The sequence below is a fragment of the Roseibium sp. TrichSKD4 genome (genome assembly GCF_000148725.1).
Classification (GTDB): domain Bacteria; phylum Pseudomonadota; class Alphaproteobacteria; order Rhizobiales; family Stappiaceae; genus Roseibium.
In genome coordinates, this window is record NZ_GL476318.1 from 62,382 (window position 1) to 88,601 (window position 26,220).

Here is a 26,220-nt window from a genome sequence, read left to right on the forward strand (position 1 = left end):
AGTTAGGCGCGGATCTTCCGGTCTGAATACCGCTCAACCAGGTAGTCTTTCTTGTCCCTCAAGAGCAGCGTGAACTTTACAAGCTCTTCCATAACATCAACCACACGGTCATATCGCGGCGACGGCTTCATCCGCCCATCGTCGTCAAACTCTTGATATGCCATGGGGACCGATGACTGGTTGGGAATGGTGAACATCCGCATCCAGCGCCCCAAGATGCGCATCTGGTTGACCGCATTGAAGGACTGGGAGCCTCCGGAAACCTGCATCAGGGCGAGTACTTTACCCTGGGTGGGGCGAATGGCACCCATATTTAGCGGGATCCAGTCAATCTGTGTTTTAAGAATTCCCGTCATCGCCCCATGGCGTTCTGGCGAACACCAAACCTGTGCCTCCGACCAGTTGCACAGCTCGCGCAACTCCTGAACCTTTGGATGTTTGTCGTCCTCGCTGTCCGGTAATGGCAACCCCTCAGGATTAAACACGCGTGTCTCAGCACCGAGTGCCTTCAAAAGGCGCTCTGCTTCATAGACCAGAAACCGGCTGTAAGACCGCTCGCGAAGAGAGCCGTACAACAGCAAGATACGCGGCGGATGAGCGTTGGACATCTCAACGCCCAGCCGATCACAATCGGTCATCAAAAACTTTTCAGGCTGGATATTGGGGAGGTCGTCCACTTCAGGTCTGTCAGCCATTGTCTTTTGCTAATCCCAAGCTGACGACTTCACCGTCTTCCTTGACGAATTTCTCAATCGTCTTCGGAAGCAAATCCAGAACCGTTTCGGAAGGGCGGCACAATCGGACACCTTTATCGCTGACAACAATCGGACGATTGATCAAAATTGGATGTTCCATCATGAAGTCGATAAGCTGATCGTCACTCCATTTGTCATCTCCCAAGCCCAATTCTGCAAAAGGTGTCCCTTTTTCCCGCAGCAAATCGCGGACAGAAATCCCCATTTGCTCAATCAGTCCAACAAAGGTCTCGCGAGTGGGCGGTGTCTTCAGATATTCAATGATCGTCGGCTCGACGCCACTTTCCCTGATCATCGCCAATGTGTTGCGTGACGTGCCGCATTTTGGATTGTGATAGATGGTTATGCTCATTTCGGAGCGCCTTTTTCGGTTGGTAAGTCAGGTGGGCAAAAATCAGTCCCACAGATCTCTGGATGACCTGAACAGCAGTCTTCTGTCAGAAAAAGAAGAAGGTCGCGCATATGCGCAAAGCAGATGGCGTAAAGGACTTTTCGGCCAACGCGCTTGGCAGAGACCAATCCACTTTTCTCCAAACTAGAAAGATGAAAGGACATCCGCGTCGGCGCTATGTCGAGCTGTTCCGCAATTTCACCAGACGGCAGTCCTTGCGGCCCAGCTTTGATTAACAAGCGGAACGCAGACAGCCGGTCTTTATGGGCAAGCGCCGTAAGCGCGTCGATAGCTGAGTCTTCAAACATATTGAAACACTACAATTATATTTGTAATATTGCAATGTTTAGATATTAGTTATTTATTTCAGAACTTTACAACATAAACATACGCTAAAACGGTATGATCACCAAGGTCAACGCTGGTCACAACACGCTCGTATCCTTCACCTTCAAAAGCATCCAACAGTGCCCAGTTCTCAGGTAACTCCGAGGACACGAGCAGGAAAACTTCAATTTCGGAAGCATTCTCGTCCAGAACCAAACCCGGATAGCCAAGAGCGGCTCCCCAGCCAGCATCGACCAATTTGCCCTTGATCGTGCCTTGCTTCCATTCTCCACCGAGAGGCTCAAGCTCGTGGAAATTAGCGCGGCCGGGCGCAAGTGTGCCATACACGGCCAACCGAGTTTCGCAAGAATTGTCAGCCAAACCGATCTCCAGTTAGTCACCAATCAACAAGCAAGATTACATCGCCGCAGCCGCGCGTGCGGCCTGATCGTAATGGCCGGAAACAAGCCGCATGGTGGCAGCAATCCGTGACAATTCCTTTTCATCCAGACCCAAGGCTTTCATCGGTTCAACAAGCAGACCTTCGCGAATTTTGCGATACTCCAAACACGCGGTCTCCCCTTCCGGTGTAATCTCCGCCGTTTTTTCCTTGCCGCGTTTACCCGATTGCACAAGGCCTGACTTTTCAAGCTTCTTGAGCGCGTAGGTAACCGTGTGCGTATCTTCGATATTCAAGACAAGGCAGATATCGGAAAGCGTCTTCGCCCGCCCTCGGTGGTTGACCGAGTGAAGGACCAAAGTCTCCAGAGGAGACAATCCATCCAGACCGCTGGCCGCCATACCTCGCACCATCCAGCGATGATAGGCATTCACCATCATGGTAACCGCGAACTCGATTTCCGAGAGAGCCGGCAGCGCTCCAGAGGCCAGATGCGCTGCTGAAACAACCGGCCCGATTGGCGGCAACTCAGCATCTGATGTTTCTTCGTTTGACATGGCTCGCTCTCACTCAAAAGCTGATTCTTTGATCCCATGGTACAGGATCAAACCACCCTCAAAACAAATCATAAAAATTTTTCATTGACATTTTATCGATAAAATGTCGACATTTGCAAAATCAAAATCTGATCACCGTCCCGAGTGCCAAGCTCTTTCGTCCGGGACGGTTAAATGGAGGACAGTATGAGCGGACAATGGGATTTCTGGATCGATCGTGGCGGCACCTTTACCGATATCGTGGGCCGCGCTCCGGATGGCTCGGTTCACCCGCACAAAGTGCTGTCTGAGAACCCGGAAGCCTACCGGGATGCAGCCATTCAAGGCATTCGGGAACTTATGGGCCTAAAAGACGGCGCGAAAATCCCGTCAAATCAGGTCGCAACCGTCAAGATGGGCACCACCGTTGCCACCAATGCGCTTTTGGAACGGAAAGGTGAGCGCACGGCCCTGTTCATCACCAAGGGTTTTCGCGATGCGCTGGAAATCGGCTATCAGGCGCGACCAGACATTTTCGCCAAAGAAATCATCAAGCCGGAACTGCTCTATGAGGCCGTGTACGAGATCGATGAACGGGTTCGTTCAGACGGCACCGTAGAAATTGAGCTTGATGAGGATGCCGCGTATCAAGATATGCGCCGCGCCTTCAACGACGGTATTCGGTCAATCGCAATCGTCCTCATGCATTCCTACGCCTACCAGACGCACGAGCAGCGCCTTAAAGCGATTGCAGATTCTGTCGGTTTCCCGCAAATTTCCGTTTCTCACGAAACCTCTCCGCTGATGAAACTCGTCGGACGCGGCGACACGACGGTTGTGGACGCATACCTGTCCCCGATCTTGCGGCGTTATGTGAACCAGGTTCAGGAAGAACTCGGCCAAGGCCCACGCTTGATGTTCATGCAATCATCTGGCGGATTGACAGCTGCCGAACTTTTTCAGGGAAAAGACGCCATATTGTCCGGCCCGGCAGGCGGAGTTGTCGGCGCTGTTGAAACCTCCAAGATGGCTGGGTTCGACAAGATCATCGGCTTTGACATGGGCGGCACCTCAACCGATGTCTGCCATTTTGACGGCGATTATGAACGCGCGTTCGAGACAGAGGTCGCCGGTGTTCGCATGCGTGCGCCAATGATGATGATCCACACGGTTGCAGCAGGCGGTGGCTCCATCCTCCACTACAAGGACGGCCGCTTTCAGGTTGGACCAGATTCCGCTGGCGCCAATCCGGGACCAGCCTGCTATCGGCGTGGCGGTCCACTGACCGTGACCGATGCCAACCTGATGACCGGCAAACTGGCCCCTGAATTTTTCCCGAAAATCTTCGGCCCGAACCGCGACGAGCCCTTGGATGCCGACGTGGTACGCCAAAAATTCGGCGCCATGGCCAAAGAGATAAATGACGGACGCTCTGCAGAAGACGTCGCAGAAGGGTTTTTGAAAATCGCCGTTGAAAACATGGCCAACGCGATCAAGAAAATTTCGGTCCAGCGCGGCTATGATGTCACCGAATACGCCCTTACCTGCTTTGGTGGTGCTGGTGGCCAAACCGGTTGCCGGGTTGCAGACACGCTCGGCATGACCACCGTCATTCTCCACCCCTTCTCCGGCATCCTTTCAGCCTATGGAATGGGTCTGGCGGACATTCGCGCCAACCGCCAACAAGCGGTCGTCAGGCAGTTGGACGATGCCATTTTGAAGGACTTGCACAGCCTGCAGGCAGAACTGGCAAAAACAACGGAAGCGGAGCTTGAACAACAAGGGATAGACGACCAAAACCGCCGAACCGTAACCACAGCTCATCTGCGTTATGACGGAACCGACACCCCCCTTCCGGTGACATTAGCCGATGTTGAAACGATGCGTGCAGCCTTTGAAGACGCGCACCGCCAGCAATTCGGCTTTGCCTATGAGAACAAGCCGATTGTCGTGGAAGCCCTAGAGGTGGAAACCGCAGGCGGTGGCGCAGGCCTGAGCGAGCCGGACATCAGCCTTGTCACTGACAGCCCCAAAGCCTCCCATGATGCAAAAATGTTTGCAGATGGGATCTGGCGCGATGCCGGCATTTACAAACGCAGCAGCCTGAAGCCCGGCATGAAAGTGAAAGGCCCTGCCCTTATTATCGAGCCACACGCAACCATTGCAGTTGAAGATGGCTGGCAGGCAGAGGTGAACGCCAAGGACCACGTCATATTACGCCGGATCACCACCCTGCACCGTTCCAAGGCGATTGGAACCAAGGCCGACCCGGTCATGCTTGAGGTGTTCAACAACCTCTTCATGTCGATTGCAGAACAGATGGGTGTGACACTTCAAAACACCGCCTACTCCGTCAACATCAAGGAACGGCTCGATTTCTCCTGCGCCGTTTTTGATGCGGGTGGAGCATTGGTCGCCAATGCGCCGCATATGCCAGTGCATTTGGGCTCAATGGACCGCTCCGTGGAAACGGTCATCAAGCTGAACCAGGGCAAGATCAAGCCTGGCGACGTCTTTGCGCTGAACGCTCCTTACAATGGCGGCACCCACTTGCCCGACATTACCGTTGTCTCCCCGGTTTTTGATGATGCTGGCAACAAAATCCTGTTTTGGGCAGCTTCGCGTGGTCACCATGCCGATGTTGGCGGCTCTGCTCCCGGTTCCATGACCCCACGGGCCACTAATGTGGATGAAGAAGGCGTCCTGTTCGACAATTTCAAAATTGTCGATGAGGGCCGTTTCTGCGAACAGGAACTGATCGAGCTTTTGACCGATCACGCCTATCCGGCGAGAAACCCGCACCAGAACGTAGCTGACCTGTCTGCCCAGATTGCCGCGAATGAAAAAGGCATTCAGGAATTGCGGAAGATGGTTTCCCATTTCGGCCTCAGCGTGGTTCAAGCCTATATGGGACACGTGCAGGACAACGCTGAGGAGAGCGTACGGCGGGTTATTTCGGCACTAAAAGACGCCGAATATTCCTATCCCACTGATCAGGGGGCCGAGATCAAGGTCAAGATCACGGTCAACAAGGAAAAGCGCGAAGCCACGGTCGACTTCACCGGAACAACCGATGTGAAACCGAACAACTTCAATGCGCCGGAACCGGTCACCCGTGCAGCGGTGCTCTATTGCTTCCGCGTGATGGTCGACGGTGACATCCCGATGAATGCGGGCTGCCTGAAACCCATCAACATCATCATTCCCGAAGGCTGCATGTTGCGTCCAACCTACCCCGCAGCTGTTGTTGCCGGGAATGTTGAAACCTCGCAGCATGTCACGAATGCGCTGTTTGCAGCCCTTGGGGCCATGTCCAATGCACAAGGCACGATGAACAATCTGACATTCGGCAACGAAACCTATCAGTACTATGAAACCATCTGTTCCGGATCACCGGCAGGCCCCGATTTCAACGGGACTGACGGTGTCCATACCCATATGACCAACTCCCGCCTGACCGATCCGGAAGTGCTTGAATTCCGCTTCCCTGTGCTTCTGGAAGATTTCCATATCCGCAAGCGCTCTGGTGGACGAGGAAAATGGAATGCGGGAAATGGCACGCGCAGAACCTTGCGGTTTCTTGAAAAGATGGACTGCTCCATTCTCGGCTCTCATCGGACCATCAAGCCAAAAGGCATGGACGGCGGCGAGGATGGTCAGGTGGGGCGAACTGAAGTTCGTCGTCTGAATGGCAAAATCGAAGTTCTAGCAAGCTGCGATCAAACCGTTCTGGAAGCCGGCGAGGCTGTGACGGTTGTCACCCCAACAGCCGGCGGTTGGGGCGCGGCCGACTAAAACGCAATTCAGGCTGCACGGCCCCCAAGCTGCGCAGCCTGACCTTTTGTGATAATTCCACACTCAAGCGATTTTGCGTGAAGCTTCCTGCACGGCCCGCGTTTTGTATTCGATGTCAGAAGCCGATTGGGAAATCGACTGCATGTTTGAATTAACAAGTGCCACATTGTTGGCGGCAGTATCCATATTGCCCGAGATTTCATGAGAGACAGCTTCCTGTTCGATTACGGCAGACGAAATTCCCGAGGAGATATCATTGATCTGATTGATGATATCGACAATTGCCTCAAGCGCCTGAACGGCCTGCGTCGTCGTCTCCTGAACGGAGGCAACTTGCGATCCAATATCCTCAGTCGCTTTTGATGTTTGAGATGCAAGGCTTTTCACCTCGGATGCAACAACCGCAAACCCTTTACCGGCCTCACCGGCCCGAGCAGCCTCGATTGTCGCGTTAAGCGCGAGAAGGTTCGTTTGATTTGCAATGCTATCAATGAGCTCGATCACCGTGCCGATTTCCTGCGCGTCTGCAGAAAGTCCAGCCATGATCTGATTGGATTGATCTGCTTCCGTCACCGCCTTCTGGGCAACTTCTTTGGCAAGCGTAACCTGGCGACCAATCTCACTGATGGAAGCAACCAACTCTTCTGCTGCTGCCGCCACAGTCTGAACGCTAGCGGCTGCTTCTTCAGACGCTCTCGAGGAAGTGGATGTAAGTTCTGCAGCAGAGCGGACAGACTCAGCAACATCGGTCAGATCGTCATCTATGGTCTTTTGTGTTTGCTGCCGGAACATTCGGTCCTGAACCATTTGGGTAATGTCAGTCGCAAACTTGACCACCTTGAACGGTCGCCCGTTGTCATCGCAGATCGGGTTGTAGGTGGCTTGAATCCAGACTTCTTTACCGCCTTTTGCAACGCGTTTGAATTCTCCGCCTTTGAATTGGCCGGCGCGGAGGTCTTCCCAGAACCTCTTGTAGTCCTGAGACTGAGCGACCCCCGCTTCGGCAAACATGCTGTGATGCTGGCCTTGAATCTCTTTCAGGGAGTATCCCATCGTTTGAAGGAAGTTTTCGTTCGCCTCGATAATCGTGCCATCCAGTTCGAAGTGAATAACAGCCTGAGACTTGTTAATCGCTTCCAACTGTCCGTTGGCATCTGCAGCCTTTAGTTTGGCGGCGGTAATATCAGATGCAATCTTGACGACGCCAGTCACTTCTCCGGACGAAGACAGGATTGGATTGTAGGAAGCTTGGATCCAGATCTCCTGACCGTCCTTTCGGAAACGGTTATACTCGCCAGATGCAAACTGCCCGGCAGCCAACTGCCGCCAGAAGTCAGCATATTCTGCAGATGACTTGTAGTCTTTATCTACAAATATCGAGTGATGTTTGCCAACGACCTCATCCAGGGTGTACCCGACGGCCCCGAGAAAGTTCTCATTCGCATTAACGATGGTCCCGTCAGGCTTGAATTCGATGATAGCCTGAGACCGCCCGAAGGCATCAAGGATGGCCTGCGCCCGGGAAGTGCTGAATAGTCTTTCAATCATAACAATACCGAACCCTTATCTACCCTAAGGGTAGTAAGAGTGCGAAAAAGATTATTTTCTCTTAATTGGAGCAAAAAAAGGCAATAATAAGCTATTTAACTTACTTAATAGGCAGGAATTCGAAGAAAATATTCGCCGTTTTCGATATTTATATCAATTATTATCTGCAGAATTATGGTTTCGCGCCGTTTTTGCGAGCATAGCTAGCGCTTTTCTCAGATCGTTCGGAGATTGAAGCACGTCAATAAACCAAAAACGTGCAGTCTCATCACCCGCACCCAGATCCCCTCCTTCTGGGTCAAGACCGGTCAAACGCCAATTGCCCGCAGGCGCTTTTGCTAAAACCTCAGCATAGAGACGAACAGCATCGGCGTGGTCTTCGTTCATATGCGCAACGGCGCTCTCTTCAATCTCCATGAAATCGAGACTCAAGTCCTTCGGCAAAATGACGTCGCCAGCATGTAGCTCATAGGCCTTGCCAAATCCCCCGTTCAAACCTGCCCGTTCAACGTCCAGCCGGAAAAAGGCGAAGTCGCCAAAATCGACATAGAGCTCAGCTTTTGGATGACGCGCCAGATACCTCCGACGAAGGCGTCCATGATCATCGCTTTTTCGGTCGATCCGCTCCGCCCTGCAAAACAGAGAGATACGTGGGTGCGCAAGCGGATCCCCCTTCCCCGGTTCTCCGCACAAAAGCGAACAGCGATGATCGCTCATGATCGCAGATGTATGACCGGACAGGGTTGAAGTCAGAATGACTGGCGTTCCATCAACATCCGTTGCAAGTGCCACCCGGCTCACTTGCGGATGTCCGGTTTCGACCTCCAAGGCTCCCAGCGCGGCATATCGCGCGGTGCGGACAAGTGTCTTTGCTTGCCTCCGCGCGTCATCATCCACCTCACGAAGAACGTTTTTGTTGTTGTCTGATCCCACTGGGGCTTCAGTCATCGCCTTATTGTCCGTCTATTTGTCCTGATGTTTCGATAATTGGGCATGCTGAGATTTTCTTCAACTCAACATCCGCAAACGCGTAAGTCTTCACACACCATAGGCGCTGCATTTCACCCTGCAACGTAAGGTAAACAAGAGCTGAATGTCAGATGAACAGGCATCTCAGAACCAGTTCAGCCGTGCTCCTCCATAGTCCGCTCATCAGATCACGAAACGGCGCATCGACCTCTGACGAGACCAGCGCCTATATCGATGGAGACACAAATGGGAATTCTGACCAAACGCGTTCTAGCCGCCACTTTGGCCGGCGCTCTCATGCTTCCAGCGCTCTCATCCGCACAGGCAGATCATCGCCGCGGTTGGAACAATGGGGGAGTTCACTATCATCAACACCACCACCGCCATGTTCACAAACACAGGAAGCATCGCCGGTACAACAACAATGTTGGCGTTGCAGTGGCAGCTGGTGTGATCGGTCTAGCAGCAGGGGCAATTCTGTTGGGCTCTCAAAACCGCCGCGAATACATCCGCCCGCCGGTTCAACACTATCGCCCACCGGTCAACCACTACCGTCCTGCACCTGCGCCCGGCCCTGTCTATCATAATGTCCGCTTCGAACCGTGGACCCCGGCTTGGTATCGCTATTGTTCGCAAAAATTTCGCTCATTTGAGCCGCAATCAGGAACGTACATGACCTACCGGGGTGTCCGGAAATTCTGTCAGTGAGGCGCGCTTTGGTCATGGCGAAAAGGTGAGTGGACCTGACCAATAGCCATAAGGCCAGCACAGCCGGAGAAGGGCCGTCCCCCGCCAACGGCCCTTCAACGCCTCACGTCGAAACTCCCCTTTTAAAGACCTTGCTTCGATTTCCTGTCCGGTCCACTGTCGCCGCGTAAACACGCTTCGTATTTGGACTTCAGATGACCCTGGAACTCTTTTCTGCATATGTTGTTGCAACCCTGATTTTGCTGGCTGTTCCCGGACCAACAATCATGTTGGTTATCAGCTACGCACTGCGCCATGGCCGTAAAACTGCAGCCGCTTGCGTGTTAGGTGTAGGTGTGGGAGATGCCACTGCCGCAACGGCTTCCCTTCTGGGGCTTGGAGCCATTCTCGCAACGTCTGCTACGCTCTTCTCTGCCTTGAAGTGGATAGGGGCGGCCTATTTGTTTTACCTTGGCCTGAAGATGTGGCTCTCCAAGCCGGAAGCGCTGGAAGAGCAGGATGTTCAAGAAGTCAACTCGCGGAAGATCTTCACGCACGCGTTCATCGTGACCGCCCTCAACCCAAAGGGCATCGTCTTTTTCATGGCGTTCCTGCCGCATTTTATCGCAACGGATGCAGCTATTGCCCCGCAACTGGTTTTACTGGGCACAACCTTCGTTGTTCTCGGCGTACTGAACGCTGCCATCTACGCGTTAATTGCAGCCGAAATCGGCTCGCGCCTGAAATCACCTTCGACAATGAAAGTCGTGAACAGGTTGGGGGGAGGTTTTCTGATGTTTGCCGCAGCGATGACTGCCGGGCTTCGTCGCGCCGCGGCCTGATTTCAGGCTGGGCCCACCGACCCTTGAATGGCCTTCAATGAGCGCTCAGCGCCTTCTACACTTAGCGCACCAAACCTCGACATCGCAGCTTCCAGATCATTGGCACCTAGCCCGAGCTGTTTGGCGCGTAGATCGAGAATTTCGCGAAACGCACGTTCAGTCACGCCATTCGCCTTGCACAGAATGATCAGCGCCTTGTCGCTTGCGCTATAGATCAGCTTCGATACAGCCGAGACCGGGAGCTCGCTCATTTTAGCGAGCAATATTCCAACTTCAGCGGAACTGCTGGATTTAACGAAGCTGGAGACCGCTTCATCAATCTCCATGGCTCCATTTTGAACGTCGGCAATGACTTTTTGCGATTGCTCGTGACTGCTCTCAATCCCTTGCGAGCGAGCAACCACTTCTTCCGCTGCCCGTTCAGCAATGAGGCCTAGCAGAACCCCATTCGACCCAAGTTCGCCGACACGCTTGCACAGCTCTTCAGATAGCATCGGAATCAGGATCTTTGCAGCATCCTCCGGCAAGTCTTGTCGGTGTATCAAGGCGGACTGAATTTCCACGGACGCTTTGGCCTTTTCAACGAGTCGGTGGAAGCACTCGCTTGCAAACCGCGCACCGCTGTTTTCAGCAACTTTGGTAAGAACAGCATCATTTCCGCGCTCCACCAAAACCTCTGTGATGCTTTCTTCCACTGAAGGACGACCGGCTATGGCATCCAAGTGATCCATCGAGGCGGACTGAGCGACATCAACCAGATCATCAGCCGTCAGGACGGGAGAGTTTTCCAGAACTGGGCGCGCAACTTCAATCGTGTCTCTCGCAAGTTCATTCATCAACGGATGCGGAGCCATCTCATTTGCACTGATCCGGACAGCAAGCGTTGCCCGCGCCTCTTGCTCGAGTTGCCCGAGAACAGCCATAACAATGTCGCCGAACATCAGGCTAACCTGATCGGCATGGTCGTTATCGGCGGACAAGAACATGTCAGTGAGTGCGCTGACCAGAGTTTTACGTCCCGCAGCACTCTTGTCTTTGGCAAATTCCGTGAGTTTTTGAAAACTCAGCATTCGGCAGATGCTCCGTCCTGACCTGTCATGTGCTATGTCCCATTATTCACAAGGACCTTAAGTTTGGCCTTACACAATCGAAAAACCCAGCATCACATTCAACACTGTAAAATTTGCGCGAACAGACCAATACCAGATTAACTTTTTTGTCCAGTCCTACCCAGAATCAGAATGACAGCGTCTCATGAAAGTTTCGCCTAATAAGATCTTCATTTCAGCTACATTTTGCCGAAATACACAATTTCAAACCCTTGGGCCTGGCCACCTTTTGGTTGCAGCGCACAATGTTTTTCGCTTCGCTTTCACGCTGCCGTGATTTAGGGTCGTCGCTGTCATAAAGGTACGCGGGAGGCACAAATGACCTATGCACGTAACCTGAACATGATCGCTACTATCGTTGCTTTCGTCTTCGTCGCAGGAATTATTGTTGGCGTGTTTTAATCGCCTCGAAATGCAACCAATACAAAGGTAATTGAGTTTCGCCGTTTCACAGCAGAATATCGGCATCGATTCCACCGGCAGAGCCTATTCTGCCGGTGTTTTTATTGGTAAATACAGGTTTCCCTTAAAAACTGAGCACGCAAATCCTCAGGCTGCCAGAGGAGTGATCTTGCTGATTTCGTTCAAAGCTTCGACTTGACGGTTCCCATCCATCATCAATTGGTCTGCGAATACGATCGTGACATCGTGAATGCCAATAAAACCGAGCACATGCTTGAGGTATCCGGAGGCAAAGTCGGTATCAGAACCGATCTTGGTCCCACCTGAGGCGAGAACAACATACGCTTTCTTGCCCTCCAACAGACCGACCGGTCCATTTTCGGTGTATTTGAACGTCACCCGAGCCCGAGCAACAAGGTCAATCCAGGCCTTCAAGCTCGCTGGAATGCCGAAATTATAAACCCGCACACCAATCACCAGGACATCTGCTGACCGCAGTTCTTCAATCAGCTCATCAGACAGCTTCAGAGCATTTTTCTGCTCGTCGCTGCGCTCGGCTGCATCGGTGAAATTGGCCCCAATCCATGTCTCATCGATCACTGGCAAGCCAGAGGCAACATCTCGCGTTACAACATGAGAGTCTGAAACGTCAGCTATCAAACGCGAGATAAGGGTGTCCGTTAGCTCTCGAGTAACAGACCCCGTCTTTCGGGCTGATGCGTCTATTTTCAAAATCGTCTGCGAGGTGTTCGACATGATGCTTCTCCTAGTCAATGAAGGCGACAAACGCCTTTGCGCTCACTGAAATAGGAGGTAATTAGTGAGCGTTCGGTATTCCCGCTCTGACGGGGAGCGCAGTGGGGTGATAATGTCCATTTTCGTTAATGGACATTGTGAGGCACATTTTGGGTACGAAGAAGGGCAGCAAGAAGCGGTTTTGGTCGGATGACGAGAAGCGGTCGATCTGTTTGCAGGCCAGAGTGCCGGGGGTTTCGGTTGCGCAGGTTGCGCGCCGCTCTGCGATGAATGCGAACCTGATCCACAACTGGCTGCGTGATGAGCGGTTTGCGCCAGAAGACAGCGATTGCGTCCTTGATGGAGCGGCGTTTCTACCAGTGGAGATAGAGGGCCCGCAGGCCGCACCAGGCCACCAGATCGCGGCGCTTGCCTCGGATATGCCGTTGTCGGCTCAGCGGGTTGATATCACGCTGTCGGACGGGCGGCGGGTATTGGTGGAAGGGACGACGGCGCTGCCGACGGTGCTGGCTTTGGTTGAAGGTCTAATGCCGTGATCCCCGTGCCGTCCAACGCGCGGGTTTGGCTGGCTGCCGGGGTGACGGACATGCGGCGCGGGTTCAACACTTTGGCGGCTCAGGCGGAGAAGGTTCTGGAGCTTGAACCCTATTCTGGACATCTGTTTGTGTTCCGGGGACGGCGCGGTGATCTGCTGAAGATCATCTGGTGGGATCGACAGGGCGCATGCCTGTTCAGCAAGCGCCTTGAGAAGGGCCGGTTTGTTTGGCCTGCTGCGAAGGACGGTAAGGTCAGCGTGACGCCCGCGCAATTGTCGATGTTGCTTGAAGGCATAGACTGGCGGATGCCGCAAAAAACATGGCGGCCCCTGAGCGTCGGATAGGCCAATATATTGGCGTTTGCGCGCCTCTCGGGATTCAACTTACGCCCTTGATCTGATATAAGATCGAAGATGCTGAAGGACCTTGATATCACCCCGGAGGACCCCGCCGAATTGAGGGCGGTGAACCGCCTTCTGGCCGACGAGGTCAAGGCTCTGAGCCTCAAGGTCGAGCAGCTTCAACACCAGTTGCACGGGGCCAATCGGCATCGGTTCGGCTCCAAGTCTGAGGGTCTGGATCAGCTCAATCTCGATCTGCTCGAGGACGCCGAGATTGTTGAGGCCGCTGAAGACCAGGCAAAACAGCCCGCCCCGTCGCAGGAGGGAGTTGATCCAAAGCCGAAGCGCAAACACAGCCGCAAGCCCTTGCCGGATCATCTGGATCGGGAAGACGAGGAGCTCTCTCCCGGTGATGAATGTGGTCGTTGTGGTGGCAACTTGCGCACCCTGGGTGAGGATGTCACCGAAGAGTTGGAATACGTGCCGGGACGCTTCAAGGTGAAGCGGATCATCCGGCCCCGCAAAGCCTGTTCATGGTGCGAGGCGATTGTGCAAGCGCCGCTGCCATCGCGCCCCATTGAGCGTGGGCGGCCCGGACCGGGATTGTTGGCCCATGTTCTGGTAAGCAAATATGCCGATCATTTACCCCTCTATCGCCTGAGCCAGATCTTTGCCCGTGAAGGCGTCGATCTGGACCGCTCGACCATGGCCGACTGGGTTGGTCGCTCGACGGCCCTGCTGGAACCTCTTGCCGATGCCATCGGACGGATGGTGCGGCAAGGACCTGCGCTTTTTGCCGACGATACGCCCATCAAAATGCTGGCCCCCGGCAACAAGAAGACCAAAACGGCGCGGGTCTGGACCTATGTGCGGGATGAGCGTGCCTGGTCTGGCCAATCGCCACCCTGTGCATGGTATCAGTTCACGGTGGATCGCAAAGGAGAGCATCCCGTTGCTCATTTGTCGGGATACAAGGGCTGGGTCCATGCGGATGGATATTCCGGGTTCAACGGTGTGTTCGGTGACGACAAAGCCGATGAGATGGCCTGCATGGCGCATGTACGACGCAAGTTCGTGGATGTCTTCTCCTCGCAGGGCAGCGCCATTGCCGAAGAAGTCATCCGCCGGATTGCTGAGCTTTACGCTATCGAGAAAGAGATCAGGGGCATGCCCCCCGAAGACCGCGCTACCATCCGGCAGGCTAGGGCAAAACCGATCTTTGACGCCTTGGAAGAATGGTTGCAGACGCAATTGCCCAAAATCTCGGGAAAGTCACCACTCGCGCAGGCCATCCGCTATGCCTTGGGCCGAATGCCGAAAGCACGCCCATACCTTGAGCTCGGCCATCTGGAATTGGATAACAACACCGCCGAGCGCGCCGTTAAACCCGTCGCCATCGGACGCAAAAATTGGATGTTCTCAGGCTCCCAAGGCGGCGGCAAAGCCATGGCTATCGCTTATACCCTGATCGAAACGGCCAAGCTCAACGGTGTTGACCCTCAGGCCTGGCTGACCTGGGTCCTCGGTCAAGTCGCCGACCACAAAATCACACGCCTCGACGAACTTCTGCCCTGGCGTTACGCTGCTCAGGCAGCGTAACAGGCCGCATCGGTGTCGCGCCAGAGCGCCTTCGCCGGACGGTCACGGTAATTAGTCGTATAATTCAAAACTAGGCGTTTATTTGTGAACAATACGTTCACCCCTTACAGGCCTCCCGAGCATATGAAAAAGGCCGGAGAACATGCCCCGACCTTTCGAAATCCACTCACCACAACTGCCAAATCACTCTGCTGCAATCAACCGAGCCGGATCATAGTTTAGGATCGGAGCAAGCCAGCGTTCAGCGTAGGCAAGATCCCAGCCCTTGCGCATGGCGTAATCTTCCACCTGGTCCTTTTCGATTTTCCCGACACCAAAATAGTGGCTGTCAGGATGACCGAAATAAAGACCGGACACGGATGAACCCGGAGCCATGGCGTAGCTTTCGGTTAGCTGAATACCCGTCAAGCGCTCTGCATCCAGCAATCGGAACAAGGTTTCCTTTTCCGTATGATCGGGCTGGGCCGGATAGCCGGGAGCCGGGCGAATGCCTTGATACTTCTCGGCAATGATCTCCTCATTGCTGAGAGTCTCATTGGCGGCATAGCCCCAAAGCTCGGTACGTACGATCTGGTGCAGCTTTTCAGCGAAGGCTTCTGCCAAACGGTCGGCAAGAGCCTGACTGAGGATCTTGTTATAGTCATCCCCCGCCTTGGCGTAGCGCCCCGCAAGCTCATCTTCGCCATGCCCTGCGGTCACGGCAAAACCACCGACATAGTCCGCAAGACCGCTCGCCTCGGGAGCAACAAAATCGGACAGCGCGACATTTGCACGGCCACCAGCTGTACGAGCCATCTGCTGGCGCAATGTATAGAAAGTCGCCAATTCTTCGCTGCGGCTGTCGTCCTTGAAGAGGACAATATCATCGCCGCGCCCTGCCGCTGGCCAAAGTGCCGCCATGCCACGCGCAGTCAGCAGCTTTTTCTCAACAATCTCATCCAGCATCCGGCGCGCATCGTCATAAAGACCCTTGGCCGCCGGGCCATAACGATTGTCCGTCAGGACGTCCGGATAACGACCCTTGATTTCCCAAGTCGCAAAGAACGGCGTCCAGTCGATCAAGGGAACGAGATCTTCTAGCGGGAAATCGTCATAGACCTTACTGCCAAGCTGCTTCGGCTTGACCGGCCTGTGAGTCTTGAAATCCGGCTTGAAGGCGTTCTCGCGTGCAGCTTCAATTGACACCCGCTGGGAAGTTCCACGGGATGCTGCATGCTTTTCGGCGATGGTCGCATATTTGCCGCGCACTTCCTCGAAATAAGGTGTGCGTTGTCCGTCGCTCATGAGGCGTGAAGCAACCCCGACCGCACGGCCAGCATCAGTCACATAAATCGCCTGACCGCGCGCGTAGTTCGGGTGAATCTTAACGGCTGTGTGAACTTCGGACGTTGTCGCACCGCCGATCAGCAACGGTACATCCAGTCCCTCGCGCTCCAGCTCCCCGGCCACATGGCACATTTCGTCAAGAGACGGTGTGATCAAGCCGGACAGGCCGATGATATCAACCTTCTCCTCTTTCGCGACTTCGAGGATCTTGGCCGCCGGAACCATCACCCCAAGGTCGATTACCTCGAAGTTATTACACTGGAGCACCACGCCGACAATGTTCTTGCCGATGTCATGCACATCGCCCTTTACGGTCGCCATCAGGATCTTGCCGTTGGAAGAAGCTCCTTCCAAGCCCTGCTCTTCCTTTTCCTTCTCCATGAAAGGCATCAGATAGGCGACGGCCTTCTTCATCACGCGGGCAGACTTCACCACTTGCGGCAGAAACATCTGGCCGGACCCAAATAGGTCACCCACGACGTTCATGCCGTCCATCAACGGACCTTCGATCACATGCAGCGGACGGTCGAACTGGGTGCGGGCTTCCTCCGTATCCTCGACGACATATTCGTCGATCCCGTTCACCAGCGCATGTTCCAGCCGCTTGGCAACCGGCAGTTCGCGCCAGGAGAGGTCCACTTCCCGCTTTTTGCCGCCCTCACCTTTCCATCGCTCAGCTGCTTCCAGCATGTTGTCGGTCGCATCCGGCGTGCGGTTGAGAACCACATCCTCACAAAGATCGCGCAATTCCTTGTCGAGCTTGTCATAAACCGCAAGCTGCCCGGCATTGACGATGCCCATATCCATGCCCTTCTTGATGGCATGGTAGAGGAACACCGAGTGCATCGCTTCACGCACACCTTCGTTGCCCCGGAATGAGAAGGAGAGGTTCGAAACACCGCCCGAGACATGCGCATGCGGCAGGTTCTCGCGAATCCAGCCCGTCGCCTCAATGAAGTCGACGCCGTAGTTGTTGTGCTCTTCAATACCGGTCGCAACGGCAAAGATGTTCGGATCGAAAATGATATCTTCCGGCGGGAAGCCAACTTTCTCCACCAGCACATCATAGGAGCGCTTGCAGATTTCGATCTTGCGCTCAAACGTATCGGCCTGACCCTGCTCGTCAAACGCCATGATGACAACAGCCGCGCCATAGCGGCGGATCAAGTTGGCCTGCTCAATAAAGTTCTCTTCGCCTTCTTTCAGCGAAATGGAGTTCACCACTCCCTTGCCCTGAAGGCATTTGAGACCAGCTTCAATCACGCTCCACTTGGAACTGTCGACCATCACCGGCACTTTGGAGATATCCGGCTCTGCCGCCATCAAATTGAGGAACGTGACCATCGCCTCTTCGGAATCGAGCAGGCCCTCATCCATGTTGACGTCGATGATCTGAGCACCGTTTTCCACCTGATCCCGCGCCACATCCAGAGCCGTGGTGTAATCTCCGGTCTTGATGAGTTTCCGGAACCGGGCAGACCCGGTCACGTTTGTGCGCTCGCCCACATTGACGAAATTCACTTCCGGCGTCAGCGTGAATGGCTCCAGACCGGACAAGCGCATATGCACCGGCGGCTCTGCGATCTTGCGCGGTGCCTTGTCCTTCACTGCTTCTGCAATGGCTCGAATGTGGGCAGGTGTTGAACCACAGCATCCACCGACAACATTGACCAAACCTGCTTCCGCGAACTCTTCAATGAGGCTCGCCATATATTCCGGGCTCTCATCATATTCGCCAAACTCATTCGGCAGGCCTGCATTTGGGTAGGCGCAGACAAGCGTATCGGCAACACGTGAAATTTCGGCCAAATGCGCACGCATTTCCTTCGCGCCCAACGCGCAGTTCAGGCCGATGGTCAGCGGATTGGAATGGCGGACAGAGTTCCAGAAGGCTTCCGGAGTTTGGCCGGAAAGCGTACGACCAGACAAGTCGGTGATCGTCCCGGAAATCATGACCGGAACAGCTTTATCGCGTTCTTCAAACACCTCATCGATGGCAAAAAGCGCTGCCTTTGCGTTGAGTGTGTCGAAGATGGTTTCGACAAGCAGGATATCCGCTCCGCCTTCCAAAAGGCCGCGCACGGCTTCTGCGTAAGCGATGCGGAGATCATCGAATGAGACAGCGCGGTATCCTGGATTGTTCACGTCCGGTGAAATGGAAGCAGTCCGGTTGGTCGGCCCAAGCGCCCCGGCGACGAAACGCGGACGGCTTGTGTCTTTCGCCTCAACGATATCACAGGCCTGACGGGCCAGCTTCGCGCTTTCCACGTTCAGCTCAAAGGCCAGCTCTTCCATGCCATAATCGGCTTGGGCAATCGTTGTTGAGGAGAACGTATTCGTCTCAACAATATCCGCTCCAGCTTCCAGATAGTCGACATGAATCTTGCGAATGGCATCAGGCTGGCTGAGGCTCAAAATGTCATTGTTTCCGGCAAGGTCAGACGGCCAATCCTTAAACCGGTCACCCCGAAAATCATCTTCCTTCAGCTTCAAAAGCTGAAGTTCTGTCCCCATCGCCCCGTCAAGCACGAGAATACGGGACTGAGCCGCTTCTTGAATTCGCTCAAAGGCTTCTGATTTCAGCACGGGGTTTGTCCTTCCAATAACGTCCTCAAGCCACAGCTTGCTAAAGTTGAGCAAGCAGCAACCGGCATCGGTTCACCGATGTGTGCACTTCTTGACCGGCGGGCCGGCCAACGCAAACAGCAATCGCAAATTGTACCCGCCTTTTCCGCAACAGTTCCCGTTTTGGCAAAGCGGCGGGCAAAACTGGCGTTAGGCTGCGACCTTGTTCTCGCTCTCAATGCCCATACCGAGCATCCGACAGATCGCATAAGTGAGGTCAGCCCGGTTCATGGTGTAAAAGTGAAAATCCTCAACACCGCGATCCACGAGATCCATCACTTGCTCACAGGCAATGCCTGCCCCAACGAGCTTGCGCGTTTCAGGGTCATTTTGCAGACCAGTAAACCGCCGAGCGACCCAATCCGGAATGGACGCGCCGCATTTGGCCGAAAACACCATTGTCTGCTCAAAATTATGGATCGGCAGGATGCCCGGAATAACCGGAATTGTGATCCCCGCTATTGCAAGGCGCTCGCGATACGCGTCGAACAGATCATTGTCGAAGAAGTATTGCGTCACAATACGGTCAGCGCCCGCATCCACTTTGCGCTTCAAGTTTTCAATTTCCATGTCCCAACCAGAGCTTTCCGGGTGGCGCTCTGGATATCCGGAGACAGAAACATCGAAATCAGCGATCTTCTTGATGCCTTCAACCAAATCGGAGGCATAGGCATAGCCCTCAGGGTGCGGCTTGTAGGTAGCCCCGATGCCTTCTACAGGGTCGCCGCGCAACGCAACGATCCGGCGCACACCAAGTTGCCAGTAATCTTTGACAATGGCATCAATTTCCTCGCGAGAGGCAGCCACACAGGTTAGATGCGCAGCCGTATCAAGCCGTGCTTCTTTCAAAATACGCTCAACAGTCTTGTGAGTGCGCTCTCGGGTGGACCCACCTGCACCGTAGGTTACCGATACAAATTCCGGGTTCAGAGGAGCCAGACGCTCAACCGTATTCCAGAGACTTTCAGCCATTTTTTCATTTTTCGGCGGGAAGAACTCAAAACTCGCATTCAGCGGGCCTTGCAACTGTTGGCGGGAACGACGAATGGGAAGAGTGGACGTCATGATTACGCGACCTCTTGACGAGATGGGGTGACTGGCAGGTCAGTGACGATACGGCGATCGCGGGCCAACCAGAGTGTGACAGTGAGTTGTGTTCCAGAATCGGTCTGAGGCTCGAGGTCAGACACGGCCTCAAGATCCAGATCAAGGGTTTCGAGCCAACGCTCCATATGATCGCGAGCAATGCCGAGGCGGCGATGCGCATGGGCATCGCGCAGGAACTCCAGCGTGTGGGGAGCAAAGTCGATGACCAGCAATCGGCCACCCGGGCGGAGAGCGCGCGCCGCTTCTGATAATGCGCGTTGCGGATCATCCAGAAAATGCAGCACCTGATGAAGCGTCACCAGATCAAACGATCGCGGCGGAACATTCAAAGCATAGATATCACCATGACGAACCTGCGCTTTGGACAAACCGGCTTTAGCAAGGTTTGCCCGTGCAACCGCAAGCATGTCATGGGAGGCATCAATGCCAAGTCCCGAGACGTATTGATCAGAAAAGAGTTCAAGCAAACGTCCGGTACCGGTTCCAAGATCGAGAAACGATTGGAAGGGCTTTTCACCGACAACCTTCAGCATGGCCGCCTCAACGTCGGTGTCGGATGCATGAAGGGTCCGCTCTTTGTCCCAGGTCAGCGCCTTTTGGGCAAAGTAGTTGGCAGCTTCTTCTGCCTTTGCCTTTCTCAATCTGGCAAAGCGTTCGCTATCCGCAGAAAGAACAGCATCTTCTGACCACATCCGCGCGACAACATCCCGTGCCAGAGCACCGCGTGGGCTGTCAGCTAAGCGATAATAGACCCATGAGCCTTCCGGAAAACGGAGAATGACACCAGCTTCGGTGAGTAGTTTCAGATGGCGGGAAATTCTCGGCTGGCTTTGGCCAAGGATAGCCGTTGCATCCTTCACCGTCATCTCGCTTTCAGCGAGCAGCGCAATCAACCGCAAACGCGTCGCCTCACCCACCGCGCGAAGAACGGCAAGTGTGTCATCAACGGAAAGGGTTTGATCGTTCGGCATCAGCTCTCACAACAGCATCTCGAATATCGATATAAAGATATCTTTATACGAAATTTAAGCTCGTCGCAAGCGCGGATTGGTTCACGCGATCTCCAACACGGGGCGTGGTTAAAAGTATTTTACGGAATTCGCTCAATTGCGCTCATGTCGAAAAAACCGGCGAAAGCCTATAAAAAGCCCAAGGAAATCCCGTTATCTGAAGTGTAACAACAAGTCCCGGCTCAAACGTTAAATCGCTGGGCTGCGTTTAATCAAACCGGTTAAACCGTTTTCCAGATCCGGAATTTCGCACGCAGAAACTTCTGTTGGAGTTTCCGCTTCACCTTAAAACCTCGACTTAGATGGAGGCTATCTGCCGAATAACGCTCCGATAGGAAGACGTCATCGAACCTACGCATGACCTCGTTTGGAGCATATTTCAAAACAGAAGATCGGGCCAGCTCCTGGTCCGCACTGTCTGGATGATAAGTCGTCAACAACCGAAAGAGATCATTGCCTGTCTTGTAGCACCATTCCTTCTTGGGGCTCACGTGAACATGGTTTTGATCCATTCCCCCGGCCCAACTGAACACCGGCTTGCCAAGCAACAGAAACTCCGCGATTGCCAATCCAAAACTCTCACCGATTTTTTTGGCATTTAATCCGACATCGCAGGTTGCAATGAAACGCGCCTTTTCAGCAAGCGTGATGACCGAAGGAAGAAAGAGTGCGCGCGGATGATCAATGAATCGCTCTGTATTGACGAAAACGCAGTAGAGATCTGATCTGGCCTCCAACGCACGAGCAACTGCCGTTTGCGCCATAGGCACATTGAATTGATCAAACCCGCCATACCGTCCGGCAACAAAGGCGTCTTTCGGAATGGCCAGCTCCTCACGCATGTCCCCTTCGGGCGTAGGAAGGGTTACAATATGCGGCACCGCGGATGCGAGACTTCCTGTCATCCAATCAGCCAACCAATCAGAAACATAGGCGTAAACGCTTCCGTGCGGCTCAAAATGCCGAAATACAGCGTGGACACCAATTCTCTTTGCCGCGATGGGAAGTGGATGCCGTTTTCCATTGCCTATCGTGTAACAAAAATCGAGATCATAAGGTTCTGATAGCTTTTGAAGTTCACCACGGTCTTCAAACGGAACCATTCGAAGCCCGCTTGAAAATTTCTCAACCACAGCCGCATTGCTTCGCGCAGGTGAATAGAAAACAACGGCCTCATGGCCAAGGTGCTCCTGGACACCCGTTGCATAATCAAAAAGCGCGACACTCATGCCGCGCTCATTGATCGCATCTGCGTCAAATCCAATCCACATTCTAGTGCTCAAACTCCAAATTTATCTCAGCGAAACACTGGAAGCAGAGACTTGGCCGCCCGTTCGTGCGGTCAAGTCTCATCCAATGGAGTTAGAGCTGATCCGCCGCGTTTTCGCCACCGGCACCCGCCTCTTCCTCCTCAGCAAGTGCACCAGCCGCACCGGCACCTGCAAGAGCCGCAGCTTTTAGCGCGTCCTGTGACACGGGTTTCGCCGGGGCGTCTCCGTCTGCGTCCTCATCGGTATTTGCAACTCGAACAGTGACCTGCTTATGAGCGAATTTAATGCCGTTCTTCTCAAACAAGTCCTGCAAACCAGCATAGACAACCTTGCGAAGCTCGAATTGCTTGCCAGGCTTGGTCATGAACTTCACGCGGGCAATCATGGCGGAGTCTTCCATCGCCATAATACCTTGTGACTTCAAAGGCTGCAGGAACATCGGTCCATAATACTCGTCGGCCAACAGTTCTTGACCAAACTTCTTGATGATCTTGCGCATCTTGTCGACATCCGTGTCATAAGTCACACGGAAGGCAAGCTTCATCATTGCCCAGTCACGCGAGAAGTTCTCGACGTGCTGGATTTCGCCAAACGGAACCGTCGTTAGAGCACCACGGTGATGACGAAGCTGCATGGAACGGATGGATATCTTCTCCACAACACCCTTGGCGCTGCCGATATCGATATATTCCCCTTTACGGAAAGCATCATCAATCAGGTAAAACGCACCGGAGAAGATATCGCGGATCAACGTCTGAGCACCAAAACCAACAGCCAAACCGACAACACCGGCACCGGCAAAGAGTGGCGCAATATTGACGCCAATTTCAGACAGAACCAGCATCACAACGATTACAAAGATCGTAATCAGTAGGAAGTTTCGGAAGATGGGCAGCAGCGTTGCAATGCGGCTTTCACCCGCCCCGCCAATCTCAGCCTCTTCATCCTGTTCTGACGGACTTTCTTTGGCGATTTTCTGATCAATGAGGATCTTGACCGCTTCATAGGCCATATATCCGAGGAAGATGATAAGCACGAGTTCGACAAAGTCACCGACGATCGTATTGCCATCGGTCAGCGCATGACCGCTCCACATGAAGCCCAGTAACTCAAGAGCAATAAATGCAACAAGGATCCGAGCCCCCTTATCCAAAAGCTCTCTAAAGGGCGCACGGTCGGCCTCCTTTTCAGCAACACTTGCTTGGGCCTCAGCGGTCGCGCTGTCTTCGTCAAAGTCTTCGCCCTGCGCCTCTGCTTCTTTGCGAAGCGCATCAACTGCTTTGGCTAGCTTCTTCGGCGAATCCTGACGCGGTAACAAGAGCCGGTCAATCACTAGGATCATCAGCCCATATGCAGCGGACGCAACCAAAGCCAGCTGGATCGGCGCTGCGACCAATCCTGTCGTCTCACCAACATTCAGTAGAATTCGAATGGACGACGCCAACCAAGCGAAGATGAAGTAGAGCATGATTGGGATGTGCCATCCGCCGGCAAGCACTCGGCGCCAAAGCGGAACCGGCGCTTCAGCTCCGTGGACGAACAGCGCTCCAATCACTTTTCTGAAATAGAAGGTGTTGAAACTGAGTGCCAACATGGAGAGGGCCGAAGCAAAAATGAGAGCAAGCTTATGCGCATCCTCAGGCAGTCCAAGACGATGCATCCAATCGCAAACGGCAAGAGCCAAGAATGAAATGGCCGCACCAGCGACAAGGAACCAATAGAGCTTGCTTGCGTCCTTTTCGGCGATCGGCGGAATTCGATACTGCGGCGTGTCAGGCGCAATAACGCTAAACAAGACAATTCGAATAAAGCGGAACCAGACATAGGTGCTGACGGCAACAATAGCCGTTTGATTAGCGGCTTCTGGCCCACGATTGAGGATCAGGATCGTCAAACCCGCCACAATCACGAACACGGTCAATCCGACGGTCATGATGACAGCGCGAATGAAGAGATAGGAAATCTTGTCGGCGCGTTCGAAAACCTCGTCTTTATAGAGGTAGCCGAAATATGACCGCCCCCACTGATAAAACAGGCGAAGCGCAAGCGACCCGGCGATGATACCCGCAATAACAACCAGAACCGAAGTGAGAACCCAATCAGTTGTGCCATCCTCACCATGAGATGCGAGCGTTTCCATCATCTTTTGATGGAGTGTCGGGCCTTCTGATAGGATGCGTTTGAATTCATCTCTGGCACGAAGTGCACCATGAGCGATCTTGTTGATTGTCAATCCAGCTTCTTCAATAACGGCCTCCTCCTCCGGAGCAGAGTTCGCCGCAGGAGATACCGGTGTGGTAGAGGTGTCAGATGACGTTTCGCTTGTCGTTGCATTTATGACGGACAAGATACCTTGCGCCTGAACCGAGCCCAAAAGCCCTGAGCTCAGCAACAAAAACATTAACAGCAAGGGTAAAATTGCTTTCTTGCTCAAAAGCTTGATTTTATCAGAGAATGGAAAAGATTGTCGCACGATCTGCCCCCGCTCGAAACATTTGACACCGTCAAAGTGGCTGACGCCTTAAAAGCACGAATTCCGTCCTCGTTAAAGCCCCTACATCTGCGGAAACAGCGCAATCCTTACGGGATGTAAAAAGCCCGACACAAAATGCCGGGCTTTAAACCAATCGAAATCTGGGAAATTGCAACCATGGGCTGGACCCTAGCTTGCAACCTTGTTGTTCCAATGCGCAACCATCTTCCGGGCTTCTGAAGGTGTAAGCGTTTCGTATTTGCGCATGGCGAGGGCCCGAAGCTTCTTGCTAAGCCGATGCTTCCATGGCCCAACAGTCAAAAGCGCGCTCACTGCCGAAGTTGAAAGCCCAACAGCCTTGGCCACCACTAGAAAAGGTTGTGGATCAGGCCGCACCAACCAAAGGCTGGCTTCTTCTATTCCACACCTGGCCATCCAAGCAAAACATGCGACCACTTCCGCGAACCGGTCTTCAGATGCGAAACGCAGCAGGATCGATTCAGTAATAATTGTCTTCTTGGAAAGACTGAGCACCCGAGCACGAGCCGTTTCAAAGTCGTACCGGTTCAACCAATACTGGTTGGACATTCGTTGCTCGGCCATTTGCCGAGCCTCGTGCAGGCGGGAGGCTTCAATGATCTCCCCTTGCATCGTCAGCTTGCGGCGCACCTCTTCCCCGGCGACTTGAACCAACGCTTGAATATGCTTGTCCGCGAGGTCCGGTCTATCGCTCAAATACTGCTGCAGGCTAGCATCTGCGGAGGCCTCGGAGATCAAATTCCGCATGCCGGTATCAGACAACTTGGCTCCCGAATTACCGGCAACCTTCCTCTTCACACTCAAGTCGCCACGCTGAACCAAGACATCCGTGACGTCGCTCGACAATATGTCCCGCTGCGCAATTGCGAACAAATGATCATTCGTCTTTGTGGAAGCAACCTTGATAAGGTCCGTTTCGCGCAAAACGGTCGAGCGGATCAAAATTGGCTCGGCAACTTCAATCGTGTCAGCGGCGAGCTTGCGAACTGTTTCCTCTGGGCCTCGACGCAATCCGGCCATTTGTTGGGCGACAAAGACGCGAACTTCGTCCTCGACCATTTCAACCAGTCTTGAGAGAACGGAATCGTAAATATCAACTTGTTCGTCTGAACAGCGATCCGAAGTCAGTGCGAATAAACTTGCGACATGGCGGGTCAGCTCCGCTCGCCGCCCTTTTCCGCCTTCTCCAGTCAATTGTGCGAAGTTAACAAGTTCAGTTTTAGCGCCCGTAGACATGACTTGCAGCCAATTGTTCGAATTGCTCTGCTTCGAAAATTGGCTTGAAAAATAAAAAAGAGACGAACCGGCTGGATTGAATTCGAGTAAATTGTAAATAAAATTTGAAAATACACTCCCGAACGAACCCTTCACCCCGC

General features: G+C 53.6%; 22 protein-coding genes. 6 read left to right on the top strand and 16 right to left on the bottom strand.

The window, feature by feature from the left end; genetic code table 11:
• Positions 1 to 2: 2 nt before the first annotated feature.
• From arsH to TRICHSKD4_RS15855, 5 genes are read right to left on the bottom strand one after another with little or no spacing between them, the layout of a single operon-like run.
• Positions 3 to 695, bottom strand: a complete 693-nt coding sequence (arsH, locus tag TRICHSKD4_RS15835) for an arsenical resistance protein ArsH (protein ID WP_009467892.1) — start codon at positions 693 to 695, stop codon at positions 3 to 5.
• A complete protein-coding gene (arsC, locus tag TRICHSKD4_RS15840; protein WP_009467893.1) occupies positions 688 to 1,107 on the bottom strand; it encodes an arsenate reductase (glutaredoxin) in 420 nt (139 codons plus the stop codon). The genes arsH and arsC overlap by 8 nt, the downstream gene beginning before the upstream one ends.
• Positions 1,104 to 1,454: a helix-turn-helix transcriptional regulator gene (locus TRICHSKD4_RS15845; protein WP_009467894.1), complete on the bottom strand. Its 351-nt coding sequence runs from the start codon at positions 1,452 to 1,454 to the stop codon at positions 1,104 to 1,106. Before TRICHSKD4_RS15845 ends, arsC begins: the two co-directional genes overlap by 4 nt.
• 58 nt (positions 1,455 to 1,512) lie before the next feature.
• Positions 1,513 to 1,854 (bottom strand): gamma-glutamylcyclotransferase, encoded by a 342-nt coding sequence (locus tag TRICHSKD4_RS15850; protein WP_009467895.1) that lies wholly within the window; start codon positions 1,852 to 1,854, stop codon positions 1,513 to 1,515.
• A gap of 36 nt (positions 1,855 to 1,890) precedes the next feature.
• On the bottom strand, positions 1,891 to 2,430 hold the full coding sequence (locus tag TRICHSKD4_RS15855; protein WP_009467896.1) for a winged helix DNA-binding protein: 540 nt from the start codon (positions 2,428 to 2,430) through the stop codon (positions 1,891 to 1,893).
• Between the two features lie 186 nt (positions 2,431 to 2,616).
• On the opposite strand from TRICHSKD4_RS15855, the gene TRICHSKD4_RS15860 reads away from it, so the two are divergent.
• Positions 2,617 to 6,204, top strand: coding sequence for a hydantoinase B/oxoprolinase family protein (locus TRICHSKD4_RS15860; RefSeq protein WP_009467897.1), 3,588 nt, complete (start codon positions 2,617 to 2,619; stop codon positions 6,202 to 6,204).
• A gap of 63 nt (positions 6,205 to 6,267) precedes the next feature.
• On the opposite strand, the gene TRICHSKD4_RS15865 is transcribed toward TRICHSKD4_RS15860, so the two are convergent.
• A complete protein-coding gene (locus tag TRICHSKD4_RS15865) occupies positions 6,268 to 7,752 on the bottom strand; it encodes a PAS domain-containing methyl-accepting chemotaxis protein (protein WP_009467898.1) in 1,485 nt (494 codons plus the stop codon).
• A gap of 153 nt (positions 7,753 to 7,905) precedes the next feature.
• A complete protein-coding gene (locus TRICHSKD4_RS15870) occupies positions 7,906 to 8,700 on the bottom strand; it encodes a HugZ family protein (RefSeq protein ID WP_040617016.1) in 795 nt (264 codons plus the stop codon).
• Between the two features lie 267 nt (positions 8,701 to 8,967).
• Between TRICHSKD4_RS15870 and TRICHSKD4_RS15875 the strand changes: the two genes are divergently transcribed.
• Both TRICHSKD4_RS15875 and TRICHSKD4_RS15880 read left to right on the top strand, forming a co-directional pair.
• Complete coding sequence (locus TRICHSKD4_RS15875; protein WP_009467901.1) at positions 8,968 to 9,429, top strand: BA14K family protein; 462 nt, start codon at positions 8,968 to 8,970, stop codon at positions 9,427 to 9,429.
• A 194-nt stretch (positions 9,430 to 9,623) separates the two neighbouring features.
• Complete coding sequence (locus TRICHSKD4_RS15880) at positions 9,624 to 10,250, top strand: LysE family translocator (protein ID WP_009467902.1); 627 nt, start codon at positions 9,624 to 9,626, stop codon at positions 10,248 to 10,250.
• Positions 10,251 to 10,252: 2 nt separating this feature from the next.
• Here TRICHSKD4_RS15880 and TRICHSKD4_RS15885 read toward each other — a convergent pair whose 3' ends face one another.
• The 3 genes from TRICHSKD4_RS15885 to TRICHSKD4_RS32365 all read right to left on the bottom strand — a co-directional run bounded on the left by TRICHSKD4_RS15885 (position 10,253) and on the right by TRICHSKD4_RS32365 (position 12,806).
• The gene (locus tag TRICHSKD4_RS15885) at positions 10,253 to 11,320 is read right to left on the bottom strand and encodes a DUF2336 domain-containing protein (RefSeq protein ID WP_009467903.1); all 1,068 of its coding nucleotides are present in this window, start codon (positions 11,318 to 11,320) and stop codon (positions 10,253 to 10,255) included.
• 588 nt (positions 11,321 to 11,908) lie between these two features.
• A complete protein-coding gene (locus tag TRICHSKD4_RS15890; RefSeq protein ID WP_009467904.1) occupies positions 11,909 to 12,517 on the bottom strand; it encodes an FMN-dependent NADH-azoreductase in 609 nt (202 codons plus the stop codon).
• Positions 12,518 to 12,578: 61 nt separating this feature from the next.
• Entirely contained in the window at positions 12,579 to 12,806 is a 228-nt protein-coding gene (locus TRICHSKD4_RS32365; protein WP_009467905.1) for a hypothetical protein, read from the bottom strand.
• Between TRICHSKD4_RS32365 and TRICHSKD4_RS15895 the strand changes: the two genes are divergently transcribed.
• The 3 genes from TRICHSKD4_RS15895 to TRICHSKD4_RS15905 all read left to right on the top strand — a co-directional run bounded on the left by TRICHSKD4_RS15895 (position 12,784) and on the right by TRICHSKD4_RS15905 (position 14,993).
• On the top strand, positions 12,784 to 13,053 hold the full coding sequence (locus TRICHSKD4_RS15895) for a hypothetical protein (protein ID WP_009465502.1): 270 nt from the start codon (positions 12,784 to 12,786) through the stop codon (positions 13,051 to 13,053). The genes TRICHSKD4_RS32365 and TRICHSKD4_RS15895 overlap by 23 nt on opposite strands.
• Positions 13,050 to 13,397 carry an IS66 family insertion sequence element accessory protein TnpB gene (tnpB, locus tag TRICHSKD4_RS15900; protein ID WP_009465501.1) on the top strand — a complete coding sequence of 116 codons (348 nt, stop codon included), beginning with the start codon at positions 13,050 to 13,052 and terminating at the stop codon, positions 13,395 to 13,397. The genes TRICHSKD4_RS15895 and tnpB overlap by 4 nt, the downstream gene beginning before the upstream one ends.
• A gap of 69 nt (positions 13,398 to 13,466) precedes the next feature.
• Positions 13,467 to 14,993, top strand: a complete 1,527-nt coding sequence (locus TRICHSKD4_RS15905; protein ID WP_009465942.1) for an IS66 family transposase — start codon at positions 13,467 to 13,469, stop codon at positions 14,991 to 14,993.
• Between the two features lie 183 nt (positions 14,994 to 15,176).
• Here TRICHSKD4_RS15905 and metH read toward each other — a convergent pair whose 3' ends face one another.
• The 6 genes from metH to TRICHSKD4_RS15935 form a co-directional block, all read right to left on the bottom strand.
• Positions 15,177 to 18,905, bottom strand: a complete 3,729-nt coding sequence (gene metH / locus TRICHSKD4_RS15910; protein ID WP_009467906.1) for a methionine synthase — start codon at positions 18,903 to 18,905, stop codon at positions 15,177 to 15,179.
• A gap of 189 nt (positions 18,906 to 19,094) precedes the next feature.
• Entirely contained in the window at positions 19,095 to 20,009 is a 915-nt protein-coding gene (metF, locus tag TRICHSKD4_RS15915; protein ID WP_009467907.1) for a methylenetetrahydrofolate reductase [NAD(P)H], read from the bottom strand.
• Positions 20,010 to 20,011: 2 nt separating this feature from the next.
• Positions 20,012 to 21,022, bottom strand: coding sequence for a metalloregulator ArsR/SmtB family transcription factor (locus TRICHSKD4_RS15920; protein WP_009467908.1), 1,011 nt, complete (start codon positions 21,020 to 21,022; stop codon positions 20,012 to 20,014).
• A gap of 260 nt (positions 21,023 to 21,282) precedes the next feature.
• Positions 21,283 to 22,332: a hypothetical protein gene (locus tag TRICHSKD4_RS15925; protein WP_009467909.1), complete on the bottom strand. Its 1,050-nt coding sequence runs from the start codon at positions 22,330 to 22,332 to the stop codon at positions 21,283 to 21,285.
• A gap of 91 nt (positions 22,333 to 22,423) precedes the next feature.
• Positions 22,424 to 24,679 carry a mechanosensitive ion channel family protein gene (locus TRICHSKD4_RS15930; RefSeq protein ID WP_208993107.1) on the bottom strand — a complete coding sequence of 752 codons (2,256 nt, stop codon included), beginning with the start codon at positions 24,677 to 24,679 and terminating at the stop codon, positions 22,424 to 22,426.
• A gap of 315 nt (positions 24,680 to 24,994) precedes the next feature.
• Complete coding sequence (locus TRICHSKD4_RS15935; protein WP_009467911.1) at positions 24,995 to 26,080, bottom strand: DUF2336 domain-containing protein; 1,086 nt, start codon at positions 26,078 to 26,080, stop codon at positions 24,995 to 24,997.
• Positions 26,081 to 26,220: the final 140 nt, after the last annotated feature.

Bases quoted from the DNA above. Each gene is read 5' to 3' on its own strand.
- TRICHSKD4_RS15865 (WP_009467898.1), bottom strand. From the start codon at position 7,752: ATGATTGAAAGACTATTCAGCACTTCCCGGGCGCAGGCCATCCTTGAT.
- TRICHSKD4_RS15935 (WP_009467911.1), bottom strand. From the start codon at position 26,080: ATGTCTACGGGCGCTAAAACTGAACTTGTTAACTTCGCACAATTGACT.
- metF (WP_009467907.1), bottom strand. From the start codon at position 20,009: ATGACGTCCACTCTTCCCATTCGTCGTTCCCGCCAACAGTTGCAAGGC.
- TRICHSKD4_RS15845 (WP_009467894.1), bottom strand. From the start codon at position 1,454: ATGTTTGAAGACTCAGCTATCGACGCGCTTACGGCGCTTGCCCATAAA.
- TRICHSKD4_RS15925 (WP_009467909.1), bottom strand. From the start codon at position 22,332: ATGTGGATTGGATTTGACGCAGATGCGATCAATGAGCGCGGCATGAGT.
- TRICHSKD4_RS15870 (WP_040617016.1), bottom strand. From the start codon at position 8,700: ATGACTGAAGCCCCAGTGGGATCAGACAACAACAAAAACGTTCTTCGT.
- TRICHSKD4_RS15855 (WP_009467896.1), bottom strand. From the start codon at position 2,430: ATGTCAAACGAAGAAACATCAGATGCTGAGTTGCCGCCAATCGGGCCG.
- TRICHSKD4_RS15895 (WP_009465502.1), top strand. From the start codon at position 12,784: ATGAATGCGAACCTGATCCACAACTGGCTGCGTGATGAGCGGTTTGCG.
- TRICHSKD4_RS15905 (WP_009465942.1), top strand. From the start codon at position 13,467: ATGCTGAAGGACCTTGATATCACCCCGGAGGACCCCGCCGAATTGAGG.
- TRICHSKD4_RS15920 (WP_009467908.1), bottom strand. From the start codon at position 21,022: ATGCCGAACGATCAAACCCTTTCCGTTGATGACACACTTGCCGTTCTT.
- TRICHSKD4_RS15890 (WP_009467904.1), bottom strand. From the start codon at position 12,517: ATGTCGAACACCTCGCAGACGATTTTGAAAATAGACGCATCAGCCCGA.
- TRICHSKD4_RS15880 (WP_009467902.1), top strand. From the start codon at position 9,624: ATGACCCTGGAACTCTTTTCTGCATATGTTGTTGCAACCCTGATTTTG.
- arsC (WP_009467893.1), bottom strand. From the start codon at position 1,107: ATGAGCATAACCATCTATCACAATCCAAAATGCGGCACGTCACGCAAC.
- TRICHSKD4_RS15860 (WP_009467897.1), top strand. From the start codon at position 2,617: ATGAGCGGACAATGGGATTTCTGGATCGATCGTGGCGGCACCTTTACC.
- TRICHSKD4_RS15875 (WP_009467901.1), top strand. From the start codon at position 8,968: ATGGGAATTCTGACCAAACGCGTTCTAGCCGCCACTTTGGCCGGCGCT.
- TRICHSKD4_RS15885 (WP_009467903.1), bottom strand. From the start codon at position 11,320: ATGCTGAGTTTTCAAAAACTCACGGAATTTGCCAAAGACAAGAGTGCT.
- arsH (WP_009467892.1), bottom strand. From the start codon at position 695: ATGGCTGACAGACCTGAAGTGGACGACCTCCCCAATATCCAGCCTGAA.